Annotated in this window: 17 protein-coding genes; 10 read left to right on the forward strand and 7 right to left on the reverse strand. The window is 41.9% G+C overall.

Translation table 11 applies throughout. The annotated features are described in order from the left end of the window. Window positions 1–1,207 precede the first annotated feature (1,207 nt). The 4 genes from IEV91_RS13245 (at window position 1,208) to IEV91_RS13260 (ending at window position 5,328) form a co-directional block, all read left to right on the forward strand. Window positions 1,208–2,248, forward strand: coding sequence for a FecCD family ABC transporter permease (locus IEV91_RS13245; protein ID WP_188497897.1), 1,041 nt, complete (start codon window positions 1,208–1,210; stop codon window positions 2,246–2,248). Next, the gene (locus tag IEV91_RS13250; RefSeq protein ID WP_188497898.1) at window positions 2,248–3,267 is read left to right on the forward strand and encodes a FecCD family ABC transporter permease; all 1,020 of its coding nucleotides are present in this window, start codon (window positions 2,248–2,250) and stop codon (window positions 3,265–3,267) included. Before IEV91_RS13245 ends, IEV91_RS13250 begins: the two co-directional genes overlap by 1 nt. Window positions 3,268–3,282: 15 nt before the next feature. Then, window positions 3,283–4,230, forward strand: a complete 948-nt coding sequence (locus IEV91_RS13255; protein WP_188497899.1) for an iron-hydroxamate ABC transporter substrate-binding protein — start codon at window positions 3,283–3,285, stop codon at window positions 4,228–4,230. A gap of 84 nt (window positions 4,231–4,314) precedes the next feature. Continuing rightward, window positions 4,315–5,328 carry an NAD(P)/FAD-dependent oxidoreductase gene (locus IEV91_RS13260; protein WP_188497900.1) on the forward strand — a complete coding sequence of 338 codons (1,014 nt, stop codon included), beginning with the start codon at window positions 4,315–4,317 and terminating at the stop codon, window positions 5,326–5,328. A 78-nt stretch (window positions 5,329–5,406) separates the two neighbouring features. Here the strand turns inward: IEV91_RS13260 and IEV91_RS13265 are convergent, their stop codons facing one another. Next, window positions 5,407–5,817, reverse strand: a complete 411-nt coding sequence (locus IEV91_RS13265) for a YfmQ family protein (protein WP_188497901.1) — start codon at window positions 5,815–5,817, stop codon at window positions 5,407–5,409. A 736-nt stretch (window positions 5,818–6,553) separates the two neighbouring features. Here IEV91_RS13265 and pdxR point away from each other — a divergent pair. Next, a complete protein-coding gene (gene pdxR / locus IEV91_RS13270) occupies window positions 6,554–7,990 on the forward strand; it encodes a MocR-like pyridoxine biosynthesis transcription factor PdxR (protein WP_188497902.1) in 1,437 nt (478 codons plus the stop codon). 768 nt (window positions 7,991–8,758) lie between these two features. Here pdxR and IEV91_RS13275 read toward each other — a convergent pair. Both IEV91_RS13275 and IEV91_RS13280 read right to left on the reverse strand, forming a co-directional pair. Further along, window positions 8,759–10,030: an ammonium transporter gene (locus IEV91_RS13275; protein WP_188497903.1), complete on the reverse strand. Its 1,272-nt coding sequence runs from the start codon at window positions 10,028–10,030 to the stop codon at window positions 8,759–8,761. Continuing rightward, on the reverse strand, window positions 10,027–10,431 hold the full coding sequence (locus IEV91_RS13280; protein WP_188497904.1) for a hypothetical protein: 405 nt from the start codon (window positions 10,429–10,431) through the stop codon (window positions 10,027–10,029). The genes IEV91_RS13275 and IEV91_RS13280 overlap by 4 nt, the downstream gene beginning before the upstream one ends. Window positions 10,432–10,638: 207 nt before the next feature. On the opposite strand from IEV91_RS13280, the gene IEV91_RS13285 reads away from it, so the two are divergent. Then, window positions 10,639–11,262: a histidine phosphatase family protein gene (locus IEV91_RS13285; protein WP_188497905.1), complete on the forward strand. Its 624-nt coding sequence runs from the start codon at window positions 10,639–10,641 to the stop codon at window positions 11,260–11,262. Window positions 11,263–11,302: 40 nt separating this feature from the next. On the opposite strand, the gene IEV91_RS13290 is transcribed toward IEV91_RS13285, so the two are convergent. Then, on the reverse strand, window positions 11,303–11,854 hold the full coding sequence (locus tag IEV91_RS13290; RefSeq protein WP_188497906.1) for a processed acidic surface protein: 552 nt from the start codon (window positions 11,852–11,854) through the stop codon (window positions 11,303–11,305). 224 nt (window positions 11,855–12,078) lie between these two features. Continuing rightward, the gene (locus IEV91_RS13295) at window positions 12,079–13,476 is read right to left on the reverse strand and encodes a sigma-54 interaction domain-containing protein (protein ID WP_188497907.1); all 1,398 of its coding nucleotides are present in this window, start codon (window positions 13,474–13,476) and stop codon (window positions 12,079–12,081) included. A 250-nt stretch (window positions 13,477–13,726) separates the two neighbouring features. On the opposite strand from IEV91_RS13295, the gene IEV91_RS13300 reads away from it, so the two are divergent. Beyond that, a complete protein-coding gene (locus tag IEV91_RS13300) occupies window positions 13,727–14,647 on the forward strand; it encodes a proline dehydrogenase family protein (protein WP_188497908.1) in 921 nt (306 codons plus the stop codon). Between the two features lie 47 nt (window positions 14,648–14,694). Next, window positions 14,695–16,239, forward strand: coding sequence for an L-glutamate gamma-semialdehyde dehydrogenase (pruA, locus tag IEV91_RS13305; RefSeq protein ID WP_188497909.1), 1,545 nt, complete (start codon window positions 14,695–14,697; stop codon window positions 16,237–16,239). A gap of 133 nt (window positions 16,240–16,372) precedes the next feature. On the opposite strand, the gene solA is transcribed toward pruA, so the two are convergent. Further along, the gene (gene solA / locus IEV91_RS13310; RefSeq protein WP_188497910.1) at window positions 16,373–17,509 is read right to left on the reverse strand and encodes an N-methyl-L-tryptophan oxidase; all 1,137 of its coding nucleotides are present in this window, start codon (window positions 17,507–17,509) and stop codon (window positions 16,373–16,375) included. 387 nt (window positions 17,510–17,896) lie between these two features. On the opposite strand from solA, the gene cax reads away from it, so the two are divergent. Both cax and IEV91_RS13320 read left to right on the forward strand, forming a co-directional pair. Next, window positions 17,897–18,961 carry a calcium/proton exchanger gene (cax, locus tag IEV91_RS13315; RefSeq protein ID WP_188497911.1) on the forward strand — a complete coding sequence of 355 codons (1,065 nt, stop codon included), beginning with the start codon at window positions 17,897–17,899 and terminating at the stop codon, window positions 18,959–18,961. A gap of 292 nt (window positions 18,962–19,253) precedes the next feature. Beyond that, window positions 19,254–21,323 carry a sigma-54 interaction domain-containing protein gene (locus IEV91_RS13320; protein ID WP_188497912.1) on the forward strand — a complete coding sequence of 690 codons (2,070 nt, stop codon included), beginning with the start codon at window positions 19,254–19,256 and terminating at the stop codon, window positions 21,321–21,323. A gap of 206 nt (window positions 21,324–21,529) precedes the next feature. On the opposite strand, the gene pepV is transcribed toward IEV91_RS13320, so the two are convergent. Beyond that, entirely contained in the window at window positions 21,530–22,948 is a 1,419-nt protein-coding gene (gene pepV, locus IEV91_RS13325) for a dipeptidase PepV (protein WP_188497913.1), read from the reverse strand. Between the last annotated feature and the right edge of the window lie 54 nt (window positions 22,949–23,002).

Genomic DNA, 23,002 nt, shown 5'->3' on the forward strand with positions numbered 1-23,002 from the left:
ATTAGAGTCCGAAGACAGGGCGCCTTTGGACAGAAATGAGAGCAAGCGGCTGATTAGAGTCCGAAGTCAGGTCAGCTTCGGACAAAACCGAGAGCGAGCGGCTGATTAGAGTCCGAAGACAGGGCGCCTTTGGACAAAACCGAGAGCGAGCGGCTGATTAGAGTCCGAAGACAGGGCGCCTTTGGACAGAAATGAGAGCGAGCGGCTGATTAGAGTCCGAAGTCAGGTCAGGTTTGGACAAAACCGAGAGCGAGCGGCTGATTAGAGTCCGAAGACAGGGCGCCTTTGGACAGAAATGAGAGCAAGCAGCTGATTAGAGTCCGAAGTCAGGTCAGGTTTGGACAAAACCGAGAGCAAGCAGGAAAGAGAGTCCGAAGTCAAAGCACCAGGGCTTGGATGATGGCGAAGCTGTTTTTCTCAAAGAATAAGAAAGCCGTCGAAGCAATAAAGAGATCGGTAGAAAAATTTGTCTTCTCTGATAAGGACCTCGCGGGAGCCAAGTTTTTCTCAAAAGGAAAGGAAGTATAAAATTTCTGGTCATCAGGACGGAGTGGATTTCCGCTCCAGAACGCTCGCTTTCCTCATGCCCGCAGGACTAAGGAAAGCTACTAAGAGAATATTCCTCGCAGAAAAATCGTGTTTTTTACGATTTTTTGACGTGGGTAGGGTCGGCGTTGCCACAGGACGTGACGCTTTTAGCCGATCGTCCTTAGTGGCCTCAGCTAATTTTGGAATGTAATATATGTGTTCCAAGTATTTATGAATAAAAACCCCTGTCCCTGCGTCTACAAGTATTGCTTCGAAGTCAGCTTTCTCGGAACAACTCGAAGTGTATTCGTGAAGTAACGCTGGTTGCTGTTCCCGAAGGAGTCTCGTGTCTTCCGCTCCAATCCGCTTGGTACTGACGATGCCTTTTGGTAAGAAAACATTTTAATGCCAACTGAGAAAAACCAGGCACGTTTTTAAGCCCGGTTTTTTTCAGTTGGTTTAAAGCCCTTTTGATGGAATAATCGCGTCGACATAATTCATCATATAAGTTTATGTTGCTTGATAAAAATAATGGTTTAAAATAAAATAGTAAGCGATTATGATAATCATTTTCATCAGAAGTGTTTAAACAGATGTTTAAAAAACAGTGTTATTGATATAAAAGAGCGGAATAATAGCGAGAAAGGCTATTTTTTGTTTGAGAAAGGCTTGGTATGAAATGGCTCACAACACTAGGACTCAGCACGAATTGACAAGACAACAAGCGGGTCCTTACTTAGGGGTCCTGACATTAGTCCTTGGACTCGTCCTTCTCGTTTTAGGTTTTGGGCTTTCTGTTGCAGTGGGGGCAACAGATATTAGTCTTAAAACGGTCTGGGATGCAGTTTTTCATTATAATTCAGCTTTAACTTCACACCAAATTATACAAGAGGTTCGATTGCCTCGAGCAATTGGCGGTGCCCTTGTTGGCGCGATGCTTGCGGTTTCGGGTGCTATGATGCAAGGAATGACCCGAAATCCTTTAGCAGATCCTTCTATTATGGGGGTAACAGATGGCTCTGCTTTAGCCCTTGCCATTGCCTTTGCTTTCTTTCCCGGTCTTTCTTATTTTAGTCAAATGTTACTTTCCTTTGTGGGAGCTGGGCTAGGTGTCGTTCTTGTTTTTGGTGTAGGGGCATTAGCTAAAGGGAATCTGACGCCTGTTAAATTAGCTTTAGCGGGGGTAGCGATTGCGGCACTCCTTCATTCTTTATCATCAGGCATCGCCATCCATTACGAGGTTGCTCAGGGAATGAGCTTTTTTTATGCAGGCGGCCTTGTTGGGGTCAACTGGACAAGTATAAAACTGTTACTTCCTATTTTTATTATTGGGATGATCCTAGCTTTTATCCTTGCTCGGGCAATGACCGTGCTCACCTTGGGAGAATCTGTAGCTAAGGGCCTTGGGCAACGGACGGGTCTTATTAAAGGCTTTGGCATGCTTACGATCTTACTTTTAACAGGTGCGGCAGTCTCTGTTGCGGGAACCATAGGCTTTATAGGGCTGGTGATTCCCCATATTACACGATTTATTGTTGGAGTGGACTATAGATGGAATATCCCTTGTAGTGCGGTGGTCGGGGGCTTGCTTCTCGTGTTTGCTGATATTGGATCCCGATTAATTAATCCCCCTTTTGAAACCCCAGTTGGTGCGATTACTGCTTTTATCGGTGTGCCAATATTCCTCTACTTAACTCGACGTGTAGGGAGGGGATTATAATGCGAAAAATACTTACTCTTCGCCGCCATCCGTTATTAGTGATGGGTGTGCTTTTTTTCCTCCTCATCATAGCATTTCTCATTTGTCTTAATACTGGGGTGGCCAAGCTAACGGTGACTGAGGCCATTAGGACCTTAGCGGGTATGGGAAGTGATAAGGATAATCTTATTTTATTTGAATTTCGCTTGCCTAGGATGGTGATTGCTCTACTCGTTGGTGCGGGACTCGCGGTATCAGGAGCGGTTTTACAAGCGATCACAAAGAATGAGATGGCTGATCCGGGGATACTAGGGATAAATGCAGGAGCGGGTTTGGCTGTCATTTTATTTATCTTTTTTGCGCATTCTTCACTAACTGATATAGGGACGCTTTCGGTTTATCTTATGCCTGTATTTGCTTTGTTAGGTGCAATTCTTGCCGCAACACTCATCTACATATTTGCTTGGAAAAGGGGGATTACACCTGTCCGGCTTGTGCTTGTAGGGATCGGTGTAAATGCTGCGTTTAATGCGATCATTATTATCTTTCAAGTGAAAATGAATCCAGAGGACTTTATGCAAGCAACCATTTGGCTATCGGGGAGTATTTGGGGAGCGGATTGGAGATTTGTCTTAGGGATTCTTCCTTGGATCATTCTTCTTATCCCGGTTGTACTCATAAAGTATAGAAGCTTAAATGTGATGAATATGGGGGATAAAATTGCGACTGGGCTAGGGGTAAAGGTAGAAAAGGAGCGGATGATCCTTTTACTGCTTTCAGTAGCTTTAGCGGGTGCTTGTGTGGCCGTTGCGGGTAATATTGCCTTTCTTGGCCTAGCTGTCCCCCATTTGGCTAGAAAATTGGTAGGGGCTGAACATCAAGTTACCATTCCAACGGCTGCTTTACTAGGGGCATTAGTCCTATTGCTGGCTGATATGGTAAGCAAAAATTTAATGGCCCCTTCAGAGATTCCTGTAGGTTTGGTTGTTTCTGTTATTGCAGCCCCTTATTTTATTTATTTGTTAATGCGGTCGAATTAAAGGAGTGGATATAAAGTGAAAAAAAGTTTATTTGTTTTTTGTGCATTACTTCTCATGAGCTTCCTTGTCGCTTGTGGAAATCAGAAGAGCCCATCGGAAAACGCGCAAGGAGATTCACAGACTGAGGGAAATGGTGGTATGCGAACGGTAACTGACGATTTAGGTAAAGTCAAAGTCCCTTCCCACCCCAAAAGAATCGTCTCTATGTATTATGTTGGCCATCTCCTTACCCTAGGGATTAAACCTGTGGGTACTTTGTCCTCGGAACTGGATAACCCATTTATTAAGGATAAAGTGAAGGGGATTGAGGATATTGGAAGTACACCGTCACTTGAAAAAGTTGTTGATTTAGATCCGGATTTAATCATTGCCTCTGATAAAGAGTCTTATGATAAATTGAAAAAAATTGCACCGACCGTTCTGATTGAATATGGCAAGCATAATGTTGTTGATGAAATGAAAATGCTTGGAAAAATTCTAGGAAAAGAAAAGCAATCAGACCAATGGCTTGCTGATTTTAATGCTAAGGGTCAAAAAGCAAAGGATGACCTCAAAGGTGTTGTCGGTCCAAATGATACCGTGTCGATTATTGAAATCTGGTCGAACAAGATTTATGTGTATGGGAATAAGTGGGGACGTGGAGGTTATAACTTATACAATGTCCTTGGCTTTAAACCACCACAGCTTGTAAAAGAGAATGTCATCGATAATAAGCCATACATGGAAGTGTCTTTAGAAACCTTACCGAAGGTTGCTGGGGATTATATCTTTTTATCGGTCTATTCTGCTGATGGCGGTGATAAGCGTGCAGACGAAATTAAAAAGAGCGATATTTGGAAGTCACTACCTGCAGTGAAAAAGGGTCATGTTTATAATATAAATCTAGATCAATTTTTCTACTTTGATCCAATTTCTCTGGAAAAACAGCTCGAAATACAGGAGAAATTATTGCTCGGGAAATAGTCGAATATTACCGGGAAACGTCAGTTACTTTCGGGTGGTGTTTACACCGCCCGTTTTTTATCTTAAAAAGAGGTGGGAGAGGTCATGACTGTCGAAAACCATGAAATTTATGATGTTACCATTATTGGTGGGGGACCAACGGGACTTTATGCCGCGTTTTACAGCAGAATGCGGGGGCTGAAAACAAAGCTTATTGAAAGTCAATCAGAGCTAGGTGGACAAGTGTCTAGCTTTTATCCAGAAAAAGCGATCTATGATATTGGCGCCCTGCCAAAAGTCACAGGTGAAGATCTAGTAAAGCAATTAATTGCCCAAGCGAGCCAAGAAAAGCCTGAAATCGTCATGAATCAGTGCGTTGAATCTGTGGAGAGACAAGACGATGGCACTTTTGTAGTGACGACAGAAAAAGGTGCGGTACATTATAGTCGTACCATTATTATTACTGCTGGGAGAGGTACGATTCAAATGGTGCCACCTCAAGTAGATCAGCTTGAGCGCTTTCATGACAAAAGTCTTCATTATACGATAAATCACATGGATAAGTTTTCGGGGAAAAACGTTATGGTGTATTCCAACCAGCGCGTCGGATTAGATTGGGCTTTGGCTTTAGAACAGATTGCTGATGAAGTGTATATTGTCAATGAAAACCCAAAATTCCTTCATGTCTCAGAAGAGGATATTGCTGATTTGAAGGCTTCCCATGTTAAGGTGCTCTTATCGCATCAAGTTTCTGAATTTAGTGGGAACGCTGATGGTGTTTTAAAGGCCGTAAGTCTTACCAATCGGATAAATCAAGAAAAGGTTGAAATTCCTGTTGATCACGTTTTAGTTTATAATGGGGTTAAATTGATTGCTGCACCACTAGAAAAATGGGGAGTCACTCTTGAGAAGAATAAAATCCCTGTGGATGGGACTATGAAAACAAATGTGGATGGGCTATTTGCGGCAGGTGATAGTGTTCAGTACCCAGGCAAAACAAATCTTGTGGCCTCGGGCTTTACTGAAGCTATCTCGGCAGTTAATAGTGCCACTTTATATCTTAATGAGAAAGCCCCTGCCCAAGTTTTCAGTACCGTTTTATATCGAGCACACGATTGAGTTTGTGCCTTCATCTGGGATAAGAAAAAGACAAAAAACACATGAGATGATGTGAAATCTCGTGTGTTTTTTGGTATGTTAAGATATTTGTAGCCCATCAGCGTGCAGGCTGTAGGCGATCACTTTCTTTTTAAACTGCTTGATGACATCCACGTGATCGACGTATCGGTAAACCATTATACGTGCTTTGGCTGTCTCGATAATAAAGGGAGTGTTGTTATTTTCAGGATGGAGATAGCCTTCTTCATAGCCTGGGAATATGTTATAACGTTTTAAAAAATTTCCATTGTTAAACTCGCTAATGAAATGCTGTTTTTCCTCGTCTTTTAATAGTCTTCCATCATAGGTCACGGTCACATCCGTAATTAAGAGTTTAGGATGGAGTTCAAACTTATCTAAGGACCACTTAACCCAACGTTTGGGTGGGCATGATAATAGGATTTTAATAAAAAAGACGAGTACTAATGAAATAATAAGGCCCCATGTCATATTCTTCATCTCCATTATGTTATAAATAGTTATAGAGAACCTTTCAATCTTTTCATATTTATAATAAACCAGAATCAAGAGAAAGGAACCATCCAATTGTAAGGGGAATTTACCGTCCAATTGGGTAGAGCGTTTTTTGTAATGTCGAAAATTATAACTTAGTGGACGACCATATAAGTGTAACTAAGGCTTATGACTGAATATCAGGCTGTGCTTAGCGAAGCGATAAAGCGCAAGCTAAGTTTTTCGAATAGGATCAGAATGTAGACGTTGAACGTTTTACGGCTGTCTATTTTGATTAAATGCTGGTAAATGAGAGGTGTTGATCTTTATTCCGGAACGCTTGCTTTCCGCAAGCACTGGGGGTTCCCAAATTTTTAAGCTCCCCCCTCTGTTCCTGTGTCTACTCGTATCGCTGCGTCGTCAGCTTTCTCGGAACAACTCGAAATGTATTCGTGAAGTCACACTGGAGCCGGTCCCGCAGGACTCTCGTTTAGGCATCCATAAGTCAGCGGCGCTGGGGAACACATGATGTTTACATGTGCCGAATCTCGCGCTTCCGTTCCAATCCACTTAATACTGACGAAGTATTTTGATAAAAATACATTTTAATGCCCAACTGAGGACCGGGCGCTCTTGTCGGGTTTTTCTCAAAGGCATTTTATCTATAATAACAATACAGAGTTAACTTTGAATAATATCAATATTTTAGCCTCTTGGGAAAAGGATGTTTACGATGGTGTGGAGACCGGATAGGACCGTTAAAAAACCGATGTATAAACAAATTGCTGAGTATATAGAAAATGGAATAGGAGATGGCACCTTTCCTTTGGATAAGCCGCTACCTTCTGAGAGAAATTTAGCCCATTTATATGGAGTGAATCGAAGTACAATTGTTTCAGCGTATGCTGAACTGGAGGCTCGAGGGGTAGTAGAGCGTAAAAAAGGCAGTGGCACCATTATCAGTAGGGATATTTGGGGTTTAGCCAAAAAAAGAATCCCGAGTTGGAATAAATATATTGAAGCAGGTACCTTTTTACCGAATCTCCCTGTCATGCAAAGGATCAGAAAAGAGACTGAAGAAAGCCAGCTTATTAACTTGGCCAGTGGTGAGCTGTCAGCGGATTTATTTCCCGATGACTTTATACGGAAGACCTTATTAACGAAGGAGTTCAAAGGGCATTTAGGCTATGACCATCCGCAAGGTCATAGCGATTTGCGCCAAACGTTAGTGAAGCATGTAAAGGACTTTCGTAATATTATAACCAAACCTGAATCCATCCTTATGACTTCAGGTGCTCAGCAAGCTATTCATCTTGTTATTGAATGTTTATTGAAACCCGGAGATGCGGTTGTTATTGAAAATCCTTCATACAATTATAGTCTTCCCATTTTCAAAACGGCTGGCTTGAAGGTTTATTCTCTTGAGGTTGGAGAAAAAGGCATTCGACCACAGGATTTAATCGAGTTACATAAAAAGCATCAAATAAAAATGCTATTTTTAAATCCAATTTTTCAAAATCCAACTGGAACATTACTTCCCTATTCACAGCGAAAAGAAATATTAAATATCTCATCACAATATGGGATTCCTGTGATTGAGGATGATCCGTACAGCTTGCTTCCTTTTACTGAAGACAGAGTTTCAACCTTGAAATCAATGGATATGAATGGAAATGTATTGTACATCAGCTCGTTATCAAAAATTGCTGCGCCAGGATTAAGAATTGGCTGGATTATTGGTCCCCCTTCAGTCATTGAAAGACTAGCAGATGCAAAACAGCAATTTGATTTTGGGCACTCGGCATTATCTCAGTGGATTGGCAATCAGTTTCTTAGCTCTCCTTACTTTGAAGAACATCTTGAACACTTGAAGGTCGCTCTTAAGAGAAGAAGAGATACGATGATCCGCTGTTTAAATGAACATTTTCATGATCAAATTGAGTTTTATTCTCCCTTGGGTGGCATTCATATGTGGTGTAGGTTTAAAGAAGACATTGATGAAAACCGTTTATTAGAACAGGCTATTGCCGAGGGGATGATCTTTGCACCGGGGTCGACCTTAGGGACTGAAAAAGGATGTATTCGTTTAACTTACGCGAGAGGAAATGAAGAAGTCATTCGACATGGGATCCAGCGTCTATTTAATGCCTATGAGAAAGTAAAAGAATAGACAGAGAGCAGTTCTTATCGTTTTCCCGACTGAAGACTCCCACTTCATGGTACTCATCACCGTGCTAAGTGGTGGGGAGTTCAAAGAGAATCTATAATAAACGTTATATACGGTGAAGGCAGGGAGGCGAAATATTGCCTCCTTATTTTTTTAGCAGAATAAGAGAGTTTAAGCTATCGAAGCAATAAAGAGAGCGTAGAAAAACATGTCTTCATGGATAAGGACTTGGTGTAAGCCAAGTTTTTCTCAAAAGGTAAGAAAGTATAAGCCGTCGAAGCAATAAAGAGATCGGTAGAAAAATTTATCTTCTCTGATAAGGACTTGGCGGAAGCAAGTTTTTCTCAAAGTATAAGAATGTATAAAATTTGGTCATCTGGATGGTGTGGATTTCCGCTCCAGAACACTCGCTTTCCTCATGCCCACACGATGTGGGTAGGGTCGGCGTTCGACGCACAGGATGTGCTAGCTTCGACGTTGTCACACGGATGTGACGGTTTTAGTCGAAGTCCCTTAATGACGTGACGTTTTTAGCCGATCGTCCTTAGTGGCCTCAGCTAACTTGGGAATTGAATACTTTGTTTCCCAAGTGGATCTTCGGACACGTGCTGTTCCCGAAGGAGTCTCGCGTCTTCCACTCCAATCCACTTGATACTGACGAAGCCTTTTGGTAAAAAGCTTTTTAATGCCCAACTGAATGAGGACCGGGCATGCTTTTCGCCCGGCTTTTCTTAGGTCTGCTCGTCAATGTTCGATTGATGCGGGGTGGGGTCAATCTTCGTCTTTTCTAGAAAAATAATCTTCTTCTTTTAAAAAATCGTGTGCTTGATAAGCCGCGATGATACCATGGTAGCTAATGTCTAGACCGATTTCTTCTTCCTCCGCGGTTGACCGAACAGGAATCCAGAGGTTAATGAGTTTTAAACCAAACCACGTTAAGCCAAAGCCCCATACGCATAAAATGAGGAGTCCAAGGGTTTGAATCCCAAGTAAATGCCAGCTTCCGTTAGTTACAAGCCCGTCATCGGAAGCAAATAGGCCGACAGCGAGCGTGCCCCACATTCCTGAAACAGCGTGAACAGGAAAGGCGCCGACGGGATCATCAATCCCTCTTGATTCTAACCAATGGGTAGCCGTGATCATCAGGAGTCCAGAGACGGCTCCGATTAAAACCGAGAATTCATCATTGACATAAGCGCAGCCGGCCGTGATACCCACTAACCCGGCCAAGGAGCCATTAATCACAGCGGGAGCGTCTGAACGGTTATAGCGGAATAGTGTATATAAAAGGGCAGTTGCTCCTCCTGAGGCTGCTGATAGCATAGTAACAATAGCAATATGACCAATGCGTCCATCTGTCGCATTTAAGGTACTCCCAGCATTAAAGCCAAACCATCCGAACCAAAGTAAGAAAGCGCCCACGGAGGCTAGAGGGAGATTGCTAGGGAGGGCAATTGTACTCGTGCCTTTTGGGGTGAATTTTCCGATGCGGGGTCCGATAAACATGGCAGCGGCTAATGCTGAAAAGCCGCCTAAGGCGTGAATAACGGCTGAACCTGCGAAATCTTGCATGCCGAGTTTGCCCAGCCATCCTGAACCCCAAACCCAATGTCCTGCGATAGGGTAGATGAGCGTTGTCATTAGGACGACGTAAAGGATGTAAGCCCGGAAATTGATGCGCTCGGCAACAGCACCCGAAACAATCGATATCACGGAAATAACAAAGGCAGCTTGAAAAAGCCAAAAGGTATCCGTTGAAATGGACTGGTTGAGGTGAGAAAGGTGGCCACTGATAAGAAAGCCGTTTGTTCCTATCAATCCATGAAAATCGACACCATACATAAGGGCGAATCCAGCGAGATAGAAACAGAGAGTGCCGATAGTAATATCGACAAACACCTTCATAATAATGTTGACATTATTTTTGTGTCTGACAAAACCAGCCTCTAAAAGCGCAAATCCTCCCTCCATGAGGAGAATCATGGCAGCGGTTAATACGACCCAAATGGTGTCAAGGCCAGTGCTTAAAGTATTGAGTGTCATATTTGGTCTCCTAATTGTTCGTGATAGGCGAGTAATTCATGAATAAAAGGTGAGGGAAGCTCCAAACATTCTTGAGCAGTTTCTTGTTCTAATAAGCGATTAATCTCCAATAGTTGTTGCTTGATGATCGCAATCTTTTTTAGTCGTTCCTTAACATGGACGAGATATTCGACAGCCTGATGGTGGCTAGGAGGCCGGCTAGAAAAAAATTTACGAATCGGTGACATGGATTGATATAGTGCTGCTTCTGTTCGTCTTTTTTCCTCATATTTTTGTATTTTATGTTTCAACAGAGTCATCTCATTTTCTTTATCGTCTCTAATTTTTTCAAGAAGACCTTTAAATGCTTCAGCAGGCAGTTGAAGAACAACGTGTTGATAGACGTTATCATAAATTTTCATGTAAGATCTCCTAACATTAAAAGTAACCTTTCTTAATTATAAGAAGAGTCCTACTTTAAGTTAATACTCATACAATATTGAAATCTGAGAGGCTTTTTAGTTATTTGACTGTATTTAGTCATAGTAGTCTTGCTGAGGTACAATAGAAGAATAAAAGTGATTGACAGCTTAATGAGTTGATCTTAAGTAATGAGAGGTTAGAAGACGATGGTAAAAGTATACTTATTAAGGCATGGAGAGACTGAATGGAACAGTGATCATAATCGTTATTGCGGACGAACCGATATTCCGCTTTCTGAGGTAGGGGTAAGGCAAGCTGAAAAGGCGCGAGAAGTTTTATGCTCGGTCCGTTTTTCTGGGATATATGTCTCGTCACTCCAACGGGCTCAACAAACAGCGGAGATTGTGACAGAAGGGTCAACCGTCACCATCCAAAAGGATAAGCGGTTAGTTGAAGTCGATTTTGGTGAATGGGAAGGGAAGCAAAAACAGGCATTTATAAAAGCGGATCCTGAGGCTTGGAAACGCTGGCTTGAATATCCTGAAAGCACTAAGGCAGGAAGGACAGGAGAAACCGCAGAAGAAGTCTTTGTGCGGGCTCGCTCATTTTTTGATGAACTCGTAGAAAGACATGAGGGAGATACCGTCCTGGTCACTGCTCATAATACATTTAACCGAATCTTTATTGCCGGCATGCTTGGAATGCCCCTCCGTAATTACCGATCGATTCACCAATTTAATACGGCTATTACAGTATTTGAGCTAGAAAAAGGACAGCCTATATCCTTCATAGAGATTAATAATCATGACCATATTAAATCATTGTTTTAAGCCAATAAAAAAGAGGCCTTTGTGTGCCTCTTTGCTTAATTTATAGGGAATTGGCGATAAAGTAACCTGCGACTTCTTTAACAGTATGAGGATGGAGCTCGAGGTCAGCGATGCGATGATGGTTTTGATCCAAGAGTTGAATGATCACCTTTTTATTTTGATATTGAGTTGCCATCATCTTTTTTAAAGAAAAGGGTTCGTGATGCTGCCCGTCTACAAAAAAGACATCTGTGTCCAACTGGAGTAGATCCAGCATCTCATTGATGGTCGTAAGCAATTGTTTCCCGTCTAATGTGATCTTTTTATGCTCTTCAGAAGAAATCCTCAAAGCATTAAGCTCATTTGTTATTCCTGTTAGTTGTGGAATGATGGTGTCTAAATCAAGGGAAGCGATGTATGTCATGAGACGATTGATTTCCGCTTGTGTCAACCCGATCTGATGATAGATGTCTCTTTGTTCATTAACAGGCATAGCTCCAAGGCTTTCCTGAGAAGAAGGGTTCTCAATCGCAAACGCTCCTCGTAGAGTCAAGAAAAAACTGACAAAGAACACAAACATGATTAAGGATAAACGGAAGATACACTTTTTCATTCCTGAGCCCCCACTCTATAAAAGTTACTCCCTATAGTGTTGACTCAATGCCACAAAATTAGACCTCTTATTCCTTTTTACAATAAGGAAAGTAATATGAGGTTTTTATCAGAGTATGCTGGGGCTAAGTCCGAAGTCAGAAAGCCTTCGGACAGAAACCCCAGCAAGAAGCTTAACGTCATTGATCAGATAATTCTCCATGTCCCTCGCATCTGCCATTATTATTAAAGTCTTTCTGTGATGATTAACTGATATTGTTTTAATTTCTTATAGAGACTGACTCTTGAAATCCCTAATTCTCTTGCCGTTGCACTTTTATTCCCTTTGTTTTTCTTTAAGGCACTCTCTATATGCCGTTTCTCTAAAGCCATTTTTTCACTGATAAGAGAGCTGTCTTTTTCTAAAATAATAGGATGGTGCTCCTCGGGATCAATCGTCGTTCTAAAAAAACTCATGACCTCATGTTCGTCAATGGTTGCCTCCTCCGATAAAATGACGGCTCTTTCAATAGCATTCCGCAATTCACGCACATTTCCTGGCCACTGATAATAAAGGAGCGCCTGAAGGGCCTCGGGAGTAAAGGCGGGGACAGTCATTTGATATTGATTCGCAAATTCGTTAAGGAAGACCTGGACAAGTTCGGGAATATCCTCTAATCGATCCCGTAAAGGCGGCATAGTGATTTGAATAACATTCAGTCGATAAAAGAGATCCGAGCGAAACGTTCCTTGCCGAACCATATCTTCTAAATGACGATTAGTGGCTGCGATCACACGAACGTTAATCTTTTTGCTCGTTGTTCCCCCGACCCGGATAAGTTCACCATCTTGTAGAACGCGGAGTAATTTCACCTGCATATCCAAGGGTAATTCTCCGATTTCATCTAAAAAGAGCGTTCCGCCGTTAGCGCCTTCAATTTTTCCTATTTTTCCCTCCTTCATTGCACCAGTAAAGGCCCCGCGCTCATAACCGAAAAGTTCACTTTCGAAAAGGGCATGGGGGATGGCCCCACAGTTAACGGCGACAAAAGCAGACTCATGTCTAGGACTTGTTTCGTGGATCGCTTGTGCACATAATTCTTTTCCTGTTCCACTTTCTCCTAAGATAAGGACAGTTGCAGGGGTTTTTGCCGCCTTAGAAGCCAGCTGGATGACATCTTGAATGGCCTTACTTTTCCCTTTGATTTTTGAAAAAGGACTCTCGAGTTGCTGCAAATACACTTTATGTTTTAATTCATTAAGCTGATGTGAAGTCGTTGATAATTGTTCATTTAATTTCACGATATGAGTGATATCTTGTTCAATGGAAACAGCCCCCACCAGTTGATGTTGGTCATCATAGATAGGTGAACAGTTTACAAAGACATGCTTATCTTCACGAGGATGATGGTACATGTTCGTGACTGGTTGTTCGCTCTTTAAAACAGTAGACACCATCAAATGATCTTCCTTGAAGAAAGCAGAGATGGGCTGACCAACAATGGTACTAGCAGGAATATTATAGGTTTCCTCCGCAGCTTTGTTCCAAAAAAGCACATGGCATTGATCATCAACAATAGTAATTGCATCGGTATCTGTATTAAGGATGGCTTGTAAAAAAGAACGTGCATGCTTGTCGTTCATCAGATCTCACCCTTTTATAGGAAAGTGTAAAGTTTTTATACAATTGTAAATCAAATATACATCTTAAAAGCAAAGTTGTAAACATGGAAAGATGTAAAGTCCATTAACTATGCTTTTTATATAGTTGGCATGATTCTTGCATATATATTAGGTGAAGAGAGTTATTTCAGTGACAGAGAAGTTTGGGTGAGTGGGGTCTTAAAAAATATAGAATGACACTGCATCAGCAGGCGTTATGGGGGCAATGAGCATGGAACAATTATTACGCAATTTCTTTTTGTTCTTAGGTAAAAATCGTCGGTTGACTGTTCTTGCAAAAAAATATGGGATGATGTTTGGTGCGAGTCGTTTTGTTGCGGGCGCAACATTGGAAGGGGCTTTAAAAACGATTCATGAACTAAATGCTCAAGGCTTTTCTGTCACCATTGATCATCTAGGTGAGTTTGTTGATAATGAGCGTGAAGCTTGCGATATGGCCGATCATTGTATTCAGGCTATCGAAGCTATTGCGGACCGAGGGTTAGATTCACAGCTTTCTCTTAAACTCACTTCTATGGGATTGGATATTGATAGAGAATTAGCTATCAGCAATATGCACCGGATTCTTAAGGTCGCGCAAAAGCGTGGGGTCTTCATCACCATAGATATGGAGGATGAACCGCATTGTCAGATTACCTTAGATATTTTCAAAGAACTTCGTGCCGAATACGATAATATTGGAACGGTTGTGCAGGCATATCTCTATCGGACGGTAGATGATTTACAGGATTTAAATCCTTATCATCCTAATCTCCGGATTGTAAAGGGCGCTTATAAAGAGCCGCCTGAAGTGGCTTTCCCTGATAAAAGGGACGTGGATGAAAATTACAAGAATCTCGTGACGATTCATTTGTTGCAAGGGAACTATACCGCTATTGCCACGCACGATGAGGCGATGATTCAATTCGCTAAAAAACTTGTCGCAGAGCATCAAGTCCCTAAAGATCGCTTTGAATTTCAAATGCTTTATGGTATTCGTCCAGAAAGACAGAAGCAAATTGTTGAAGAAGGGTATAAGATGCGTATTTATGTTCCATATGGTGAGGATTGGTATGGTTATAATATGCGGCGCTTGGCGGAACGGCCAGCAAATGTAGCCTTCGTGTTAAAAGGGATGTTAAAGAGAAAATAGGTTAAAGGACCACAAGTTCACTATATTCGTTAGAGGAGGCATATATAATGGTATTACCATACACACATGAACCATTTACGGACTTTACAAAAGAAGAGAATCGAAAGGCTTTTAAAGCGGCCCTGAAGCAAGTGGAGGAGCAGCTTGGCAAGGAATATGACCTCATTATTGGTGGTGAGAGAATTTCCACAGAGGAGAAGCTTGTTTCCTATAACCCAGCTAAAAAGGATCAAGTCATCGGTAAGGTGTCCAAGGCAACGCAGGCGCATGTTGATCAAGCAATGCAAGTTGCACAGGATGCTTTTAAGGAATGGCGGACATGGTCTCCAGAAGTGCGCGCCGATATCTTATTCCGAACAGCAGCGATTGTAAGACGTCGTAAGCATGAAATATCAGCTTGGATGGTTTATGAAGCAGGGAAGCCATGGTCACAAGCGGATGCAGATACCGCTGAAGGCATCGATTTTCTCGAGTACTATGGCAGACAAATGCTCGAATTGGCACAAGGGCGTCCGGTTAATGATCGTCAGGGTGAAAATAACCATTTTGTTTATCAACCTGTAGGTGTTGGGGCAGTTATTCCTCCATGGAATTTCCCTTTTGCGATTATGTGTGGGACGACAGTTGCTCCCGTTGTTGCTGGAAATACCGTGCTTTTAAAGCCTGCGGAAAGTACACCAATTATGGCTTACAAACTTATGGAGATTCTTGAAGAAGCAGGGCTTCCAAAAGGGGTGGTCAACTATATTCCAGGAGAACCAACTGAAATTGGCGATTATCTTGTTGATCATCCCCAAACACGATTTATAAACTTTACTGGCTCAAGAGCCACAGGGGTACGCATTTATGAACGGGCGGCAAAAGTGCAACCAGGGCAAACTTTCTTAAAAACAGTCGTGGCTGAAATGGGTGGAAAAGATACCATTATTGTAGATAAAGAGGCTGACTTAGATCTTGCAGCTGATGCCATTATGAACTCTGCCTTTGGATTCTCGGGACAAAAGTGCTCAGCTTGCTCTCGAGCGGTTATCCATGAAGAGGTCTATGATGAAGTGCTTGCTAAAACTATTGAACTCACTAAAGGGATAAAAGTTGATCACCCAGTGAATGATCCTTATATGGGGCCAGTTATCAATCAAAAGCAATTTGACAAAATTAAAGATTATATTGAAATTGGAAAACAAGAAGGCGAATTAGTCTTCGGCGGAGAGACTGATGATTCTGAAGGGTATTTTGTTTATCCGACGATCTTTGCGGGTGTAGATCCGAAAGCAAGACTCATGCAAGAAGAGATTTTCGGTCCTGTGGTTGCGTTTGCCAAAGCAAAGAATTTTGACGAACTTCTTGAGATCGCCAACAATACTGAATATGGTTTGACTGGCGCTGTAATTTCTAATAACCGTGAGCACCTCAATCGGGCTCGAACGGAATTTCATGTCGGGAACCTTTACTTCAACCGGGGATGCACCGCAGCCATTGTGGGTTATCATCCTTTTGGTGGTTTTAAAATGTCAGGCACAGACTCGAAAGCAGGGGGACCTGATTATTTGACCAACTTCTTAGAAGGAAAAACCATTTCAGAAATGCTATAAATAGACGAAAGGAGACACCTGCAAAAGCATGGCTTTTGCGGGGAGTCTCCTTTTTGCTTTCCTTGGGTAACGCAGATTCTATATTGGGAGGAACAGCCGCTCGTGGTATGGACGTGTGTTTTGAAACTTTGATTCACTTGAAGCGGGCGAGTGAGAAGGGGGATAAGTCATAATCAGTGATCCCTTGAGTAGCAAGTTGACTAAGAGCTTTGCCTATGATACTTGCAAACTTAAACCCGTGGCCAGAAAAGCCACTCGCAAACAGAATATTTTTATTCTCAGGGTAATGGTCAATAATAAAGTGGTTATCTATCGAGCGTGATAAAAGACATGTCCTGCCTCTGACAAGTTCACCATTTGCCTTAGGCATATACTTTTTTAGAAAATCGCGCAATTCGTCTTCATCTTCATCATAGGCACCAAAATTTTGTTTGTGTTGATCCGGGGCTATAGGAAGACCGCCATTGGTATGTCCTAATTTAAGACCACTCCCTTTTACACTTGGGAAACCATAGTATAGATGTGAGCCTTCATCGAGATAAAAACAGGGAAAGCGAGAAGACTCAAACACTTTTTCCTTAGGTGCAAACCAAGCAAAAACCTTACGCAAAGGCTGGATAGGAAGTTTGAGAGTTCTCAAAAGCTTAGGAGAAGAGGCACCTACAGTAACTATGACCTTGTCGGCGAGGTAGGTGTTGTTAGGTGTCCTAACTTTAATTTTATGAGGAGTTGTTTCGATATCAAGGACAGGCGTATGTGTCATCAGCTCAGCTTTGTTTTTTAAGGCCAGGGCTTTGTAGGCTTCTATACAATTTTCACTATATAAGAAGCCAGAATCCGCTTCAAAACACCCAATGAAATGGCGAGGAACCATAATCCCTGGCCATTTCTTCATGATGTCACGTGATGACATGATTTGAAGAGGGAGGTTGTAGCGATCGGCTGATGCTAATGTTTCTTTTATAAAGGGGGAGTGTTCTTGACCGATGCCAAGGACTCCAGTTTTTTCGAATATTTTGTAACTGGATTCCCGTTCTAATTCCTCCCAAAGAGCTTGTGCATGTTGGAGTAAAGAAACATACTGATGCCCCTCCCCATAGGCATGACGGATCATACGTGTTTCTCCATGATGACTACCATAATTATGAGGCGGATTAAAAGCATCTAACAATAATGTTTTGACCTTGGCTTGTGCAAGAAAGGCTCCTGTGGCCATTCCCATTGTGCCGGCGCCTACTACGATAACATCATATAATGTGCTTTGACTCATAAAATCGCTCTCCTAAATAAACCAGTGATGATACCTATGTATAAAAAATTCAATAGGTGAGGAAGTAGAACTTATAAAAGTGAAATTTTAAAAAAACTCAGCATGATAACTTTATGTAAGACCTAATAAGGGCAACTTTGGCTTCTTCACCATAAGGTCGCGGCGAAGTCAAGTTTTCTAATTAAGTAGGTCCATTTTATCATGGGTTTACACAATTTTCTAATAGATCAAGGACGATAGGGTGAAAAGGTAGTCCTATTGTACCATAAAAAAATAATTCATATTGATTTAGTTGGTTATTGAGAAGAATGATTGTCTATGTAACGTTTTGTGTATAACCTCCGCCATTTCAGGCATATTAAGACAATGAAATAAAAGCTTAGTACGGTGCGGAGGGTGTTTATGAATAAGGCCTTTTTTATTCTCGTGATCATTGGGGTGCCTTTATCCGTGATTGGCAGCCTCTTGAATTGGAACTTTATTATGATGTTCGCTATCTATTGTGTAACGATCATTAGCTTAGCGAATTATATCAGGCGATCAACAGAAAGTTTAGCAAGTGTTGTTGGAGATACGATTGGGGGACTCCTCAATGCAACCTTTGGAAATGCGGCTGAAATTATTATTTCCTTTTTTGCTTTACGTGAGGGGCTGAATACCGTTGTCATATCCTCCATTACAGGGGTGATCCTCGTTAATCTCTTATTTGCAGGGGGATTATCCATATTAATAGGGGGTCTTCGATATAAACAACAGAACTTTAGTGTATTTAAAGCCCGTCATAATACGGGGCTTCTTTTCTTCGCGATTGTTGTTGCCTTTGTGTTGCCTTACATTTTTTCCAGTCGTATAAATGAAGCCAAAATGCAAGTCTTGTCAACGGCCTTTGCGATTGTCATGGTTGTTTTATATCTTCTGGCCCTCTTCTTTAAACTGGTCACACATAAGGGGGTATTTACAGGCGAAAAGAAAGAGGGGGAGGAACAAGAAGAACCAGAATGGGGAAAAGGGAAAGCGATACTTATCCTGGCATTGGCTACAGTTGTTCTGGCCTATATTAGTGAAAAGCTCGTCGGAACCATTGAACCCGTCGGCGATGCACTCGGGTGGACAGAGGTGTTTATTGGGATTATTGTTGTTGCTGTCGTGGGCAGTGCAGCGGAGTATGTCTCTGCTATTTATATGGCGTATCGCAATCGGATGGATATTATGATGGAAATCGCCATTGGCTCTACGGTGCAATCGGCCATGTTTGTCGCCCCGATTCTTGTGCTCTTATCCTATTTCTTTACTTTCCTTCCCCTTGTATTTACTACAACCGATCTTGTGGCTATGATTCTGGCTGTGTTAATGACAATGTCGATGACTAATGACGGTGATTCGAATTGGTTTGAAGGGGCTTTGTTGATCGGAACGTATATTGCCATGGCCTTTGGCTTTTATTTATTGTAATGATGGGATAACACCTGACTAACAAAAGAGAGCCGTGCGCACGGAAGAGTGGGCTGACTCACAAAAGAGCCGTCCCACTCACGAAAGCGAGTCACAACGCACAAATGGCGCACATAACAAGGGTGAAACTCACAAAAGAGAGCCGTGCGCGCACATAAGAGGGGGCTGCCAAGTAGCAGACTGACAAAAAGAGGATGATAGACCCTATTATAATTACCTTTGACTATTGCTGATGGCGTGCTAAGATATTATTTAAAAGATTTCAGCTAGAAATGTCTCGAGGTGTCCGGAAATGGTGAAAAAACAACTTGCGGTGATAGGGTATGGGCAAAGTACTGTCAAAACGATTATCGATCAGCTTTATGAAATTGGGATGGATGATTACTTTGAGTTTACGGCATTAACAATCGATAAGTTATTGGATAGAACACTCCCCAAGGATGTGCTTGTCCTTGTGACAAGCCGCGTCCTTCAAGCCATGGCCAAACCGTATTTACCTAAGGAAACACCTATACTGGTCGCTAAACGAATGATTAATTATGCCAATATTCGGCAACTCTTAGAATTACCTGATCAGATGGATGTATTATTAGTGAGTAATATGAAAGAAGCCGCTCATGAGATCAAAGACGTTTTAATTGAAGCGGGCATTAATCTTAACTTCTTTCCTTATTATCCTAACGCAGATCTACCGAAGAATATTCGGGTTGCCATAACGCCAGGGGATAAGGAACAAGTCCCAGAAACCATTGATCATGTCATCGATATGGGTGTCCGCCTGCTCGATATCTCAACGATCATTGAGGTATTTCATCACTTTGGGATAACGGATCTTCCGTATCACCGCTTGACAACTCGCTATCTTCACTCCTTATTATCCGTCACCGTTCAATTAAACGAAGAGATTTTTATGACCAAAATGCTTCGGAACAGTTTGGAGGAAATAGTGGACAATGTTGATGAAGCGGTTATTGTCTATAACGAAGAGGGAATTGTTCACTTTATCAATCATAAAGCTATTAAGCTTTTGGAGATTAAAGAAGAACAATTAGTCGGGAAAAGTATTCATCATATAGCCAAGCCCTCTTTTCTCGAGGCGGTAAAATCGATCAAGAATGCATACGATGTTTTTAAAGAAATTGATCAAGTGACGTACTATATGCAGAAAAAGCCTATTGAAATTGATCAGCAGCCCTTCGGAACGCTTGTGATGTTTCGAGAAGCCAATGAAATTCAGAGGCTTGAACATCGATACCGTGATCAAAGTAAAAGGAAAAATTTTGTTTCCAAATATTCGTTTGATGATATGGTGGCCACTAGCGGTTCCATTATGCATTTAAAAGTCATCGCCAGGAAGCTTGCAAAAAGTGATAGTACGATTCTTATTTTGGGTGAAACCGGTACAGGAAAAGAAGTGTTAGCTCAATCGATTCATCATGCTTCTCCGAGAGCCTATCTTCCTTTCGTAGGGGTTAACTTTTCGTCCTTTTCCGAAAGTTTATTGGAAAGCGAACTGTTTGGGTATGAAGGTGGTGCTTTTACTGGAGCAAGGAAAAATGGCAAAAGTGGCTTATTTGAACAAGCGCATAAGGGCACCTTATTTTTAGATGAAATCGGGGATGCCTCGGGTGCTATTCAACAAAGACTATTAAGGGTCTTGCAAGAAAAAGAGATTATGAGGGTCGGGGGCGAACAAGTTATTCCTGTTGATGTTCGGATTATTGCGGCGACAAATAGAAATTTAGAAGAGATGATGGAAGAGGGCAGTTTTAGAAAGGATCTTTTTTATCGTTTGAATATATTGCCGCTATATTTACCGCCGTTACGGGAACGGAAGGAAGATATAGAAGTCTTAACCGAACTCTTTATCCAGGAGGTCTGTCAGCATCTTCATCGCGAGCCCCCTTACTTTACCTCGAGGGCTAAGAAGGAAATGGTCAATTATCATTGGCCTGGGAATGTCCGGGAATTGCATAATGTGATTGAATACTTGATGCACATTGTAGAGGAGTATATTGATGCTGAGCATCTACCGTTTGTCTCAGGCTCAAATTTTGTTAATAATACGATGGGGCGCCGACCTGATTTCGAGGGTTTGCTTGATGAGTTCCGAGAAAAAAACTTTCTCACAGAAATGACCTCTATTTTAGAGTTTCTTAACATGTCAAAGAACTGTGCAGGGCGTCCGGCGTTATTAAAAGGCTTGTCAGAGAAGCAATTACATTTAACGGATCAACAGCTGCGCTATCGCCAGCAAATATTACGAGACTTCAATTTAATTGAGATGCATAGAGGCAGAAAGGGGAGTACAATTACGCAGCGGGGAAAAGAGTTATTAAGTTATATGAAAAGTGTTCAATAATTTGAAAGGTCATCAACACATAAAGTGGAGATGACCTTTTTTACATCATACAAGTGTAAACGAACAAGGGTTATAGTCGGTAATGGTACTCAGTGTCCTTCGTTTCATCACTTTTGCTTAGAACACTGTATTTTGGTGTTCTAAATTTTCAGCGTTATAAAAGGGATTGGGCGCATTTGCATGGTTGTTTTTTGACATCATGTCATTCACAGTTGGCTTAAATCGTACAGAGCCTTGGCATAAATGGCTGTGGCTTGAATTAAGTCGTCAATGTCAATAAATTCATTGGCCTGGTGGGCGGTCATCGCTTTTCCAGGGAAGGAGGCGCCGAAGGCTACGCCGTTTTCCATAAGTCGAGCATAGGTCCCTCCCCCAGTTGTTAACAACGTGGGCTCTTGACCGGTAATGTCTTGATAGGCCTTTTGCATGGTTTTAATCATAGGATGCTCGGGTGAGACATGGTGCGGCTGCGAGTGGCGTACTTCCTCCACCTTTAAGCCAAAGGCTTCTGCGGATTCCATCAGAATTTCTACTGTTCTCATATAGTTGGTATTTAATGGACACCGGATATTTAGGGATATATCGAGTCCGTTGTGATCATAACGGAAAATCCCAGCATTGACGGTAAGTGGTCCAAGGGTAGGTTCACTATATGAAATACCGAGTGCTTTGCCGAAAGGGTCTCTATAAAGATGGGTACTACAGTAGTTCGCAAAAGCTTGATCTTCACTGGCAAGAGGCAGGGTATTTAAAAAGTATAGAAGTTCTAGAGCCGCATTCACACCATTTTGCGGTTCCATACCATGAACGGTTTTGCCATAAAGAGTTAGTTCAAGGCCTTCTGAAATGAGCTTCGTTTCACCTTTTAAATGATAGCTTTGGCAATATTCTTGGAAAGCGGAAGGGATGGCTTGGAGGTCTTGTCCTTGTAATTGAACGACAGCTTGTCCAGGAACCATATTACTTCTTTCTCCAGAATGGAAATGATGGATGTTTATATTTTTGTCGTCTTTTATGTCTGACTTTTTGGCAGGACGCGTTATTTTTACATGAATTTGTCCCTTTTCAGCATGAATGATTGGAAAATCAGCATCAGGAGAAAAGCCGAAGATGGGCTGTTGTTCCACTTTTAAATAGTGGCGAATACAACGCATACCACTTTCTTCATCTGTTCCAAAAATAAGTCGAATTCGACGCTTTATAGGCACTCCTAGCTCCTTGAGGATTTTAAGGGCATAAAAGGCTGCCATACCAGGACCTTTGTCGTCAATAGCACCTCTTGCGATAAGTTTGTCACCAACAATCGTGGCGTCGAACGGTGGGGTATCCCATTCGGAGGCCGTTGCTGGTACGACATCAACATGAGCTAAAACACCGATATAGTCATCAGAGTCTCCATATTCTATGTAACCCGCATAGCCCTCTATATTTTTAGTTGTAAAATCATTTTTATTGCCTAGCTCTAAGGCATAGTTTAAAGCTTTATCTATGTTGACACCCATGGGGCTTTCTGGGGTCTGGGTTTCGAGTGATTTAACACTCGGAATATTTAATAATCCAATAAGATCCTTTAATAAATCATCCTTGCGTTGTTCTGCTTCTTTCATCCAATCTATATTGCTCATTTTATGACCTCCTTTTATATTCATCATAATCTAATGCAATTTTCATGCCAGTTG

This window comes from Pullulanibacillus pueri, assembly GCF_014639255.1.
Classification (GTDB): domain Bacteria; phylum Bacillota; class Bacilli; order Bacillales; family Sporolactobacillaceae; genus Pullulanibacillus; species Pullulanibacillus pueri.

Excerpts from the sequence above, each read along its gene's own strand:
- IEV91_RS13320 (WP_188497912.1), top strand. The coding sequence starts at position 19,254 with ATGGTGAAAAAACAACTTGCGGTGATAGGGTATGGGCAAAGTACTGTC.
- IEV91_RS13250 (WP_188497898.1), top strand. The coding sequence starts at position 2,248 with ATGCGAAAAATACTTACTCTTCGCCGCCATCCGTTATTAGTGATGGGT.
- pdxR (WP_188497902.1), top strand. The coding sequence starts at position 6,554 with ATGGTGTGGAGACCGGATAGGACCGTTAAAAAACCGATGTATAAACAA.
- pepV (WP_188497913.1), bottom strand. The coding sequence starts at position 22,948 with ATGAGCAATATAGATTGGATGAAAGAAGCAGAACAACGCAAGGATGAT.
- IEV91_RS13260 (WP_188497900.1), top strand. The coding sequence starts at position 4,315 with ATGACTGTCGAAAACCATGAAATTTATGATGTTACCATTATTGGTGGG.
- IEV91_RS13300 (WP_188497908.1), top strand. The coding sequence starts at position 13,727 with ATGGAACAATTATTACGCAATTTCTTTTTGTTCTTAGGTAAAAATCGT.
- IEV91_RS13265 (WP_188497901.1), bottom strand. The coding sequence starts at position 5,817 with ATGACATGGGGCCTTATTATTTCATTAGTACTCGTCTTTTTTATTAAA.
- IEV91_RS13295 (WP_188497907.1), bottom strand. The coding sequence starts at position 13,476 with ATGAACGACAAGCATGCACGTTCTTTTTTACAAGCCATCCTTAATACA.
- IEV91_RS13280 (WP_188497904.1), bottom strand. The coding sequence starts at position 10,431 with ATGAAAATTTATGATAACGTCTATCAACACGTTGTTCTTCAACTGCCT.
- IEV91_RS13245 (WP_188497897.1), top strand. The coding sequence starts at position 1,208 with ATGGCTCACAACACTAGGACTCAGCACGAATTGACAAGACAACAAGCG.
- IEV91_RS13290 (WP_188497906.1), bottom strand. The coding sequence starts at position 11,854 with ATGAAAAAGTGTATCTTCCGTTTATCCTTAATCATGTTTGTGTTCTTT.
- IEV91_RS13285 (WP_188497905.1), top strand. The coding sequence starts at position 10,639 with ATGGTAAAAGTATACTTATTAAGGCATGGAGAGACTGAATGGAACAGT.
- solA (WP_188497910.1), bottom strand. The coding sequence starts at position 17,509 with ATGAGTCAAAGCACATTATATGATGTTATCGTAGTAGGCGCCGGCACA.
- IEV91_RS13275 (WP_188497903.1), bottom strand. The coding sequence starts at position 10,030 with ATGACACTCAATACTTTAAGCACTGGCCTTGACACCATTTGGGTCGTA.
- pruA (WP_188497909.1), top strand. The coding sequence starts at position 14,695 with ATGGTATTACCATACACACATGAACCATTTACGGACTTTACAAAAGAA.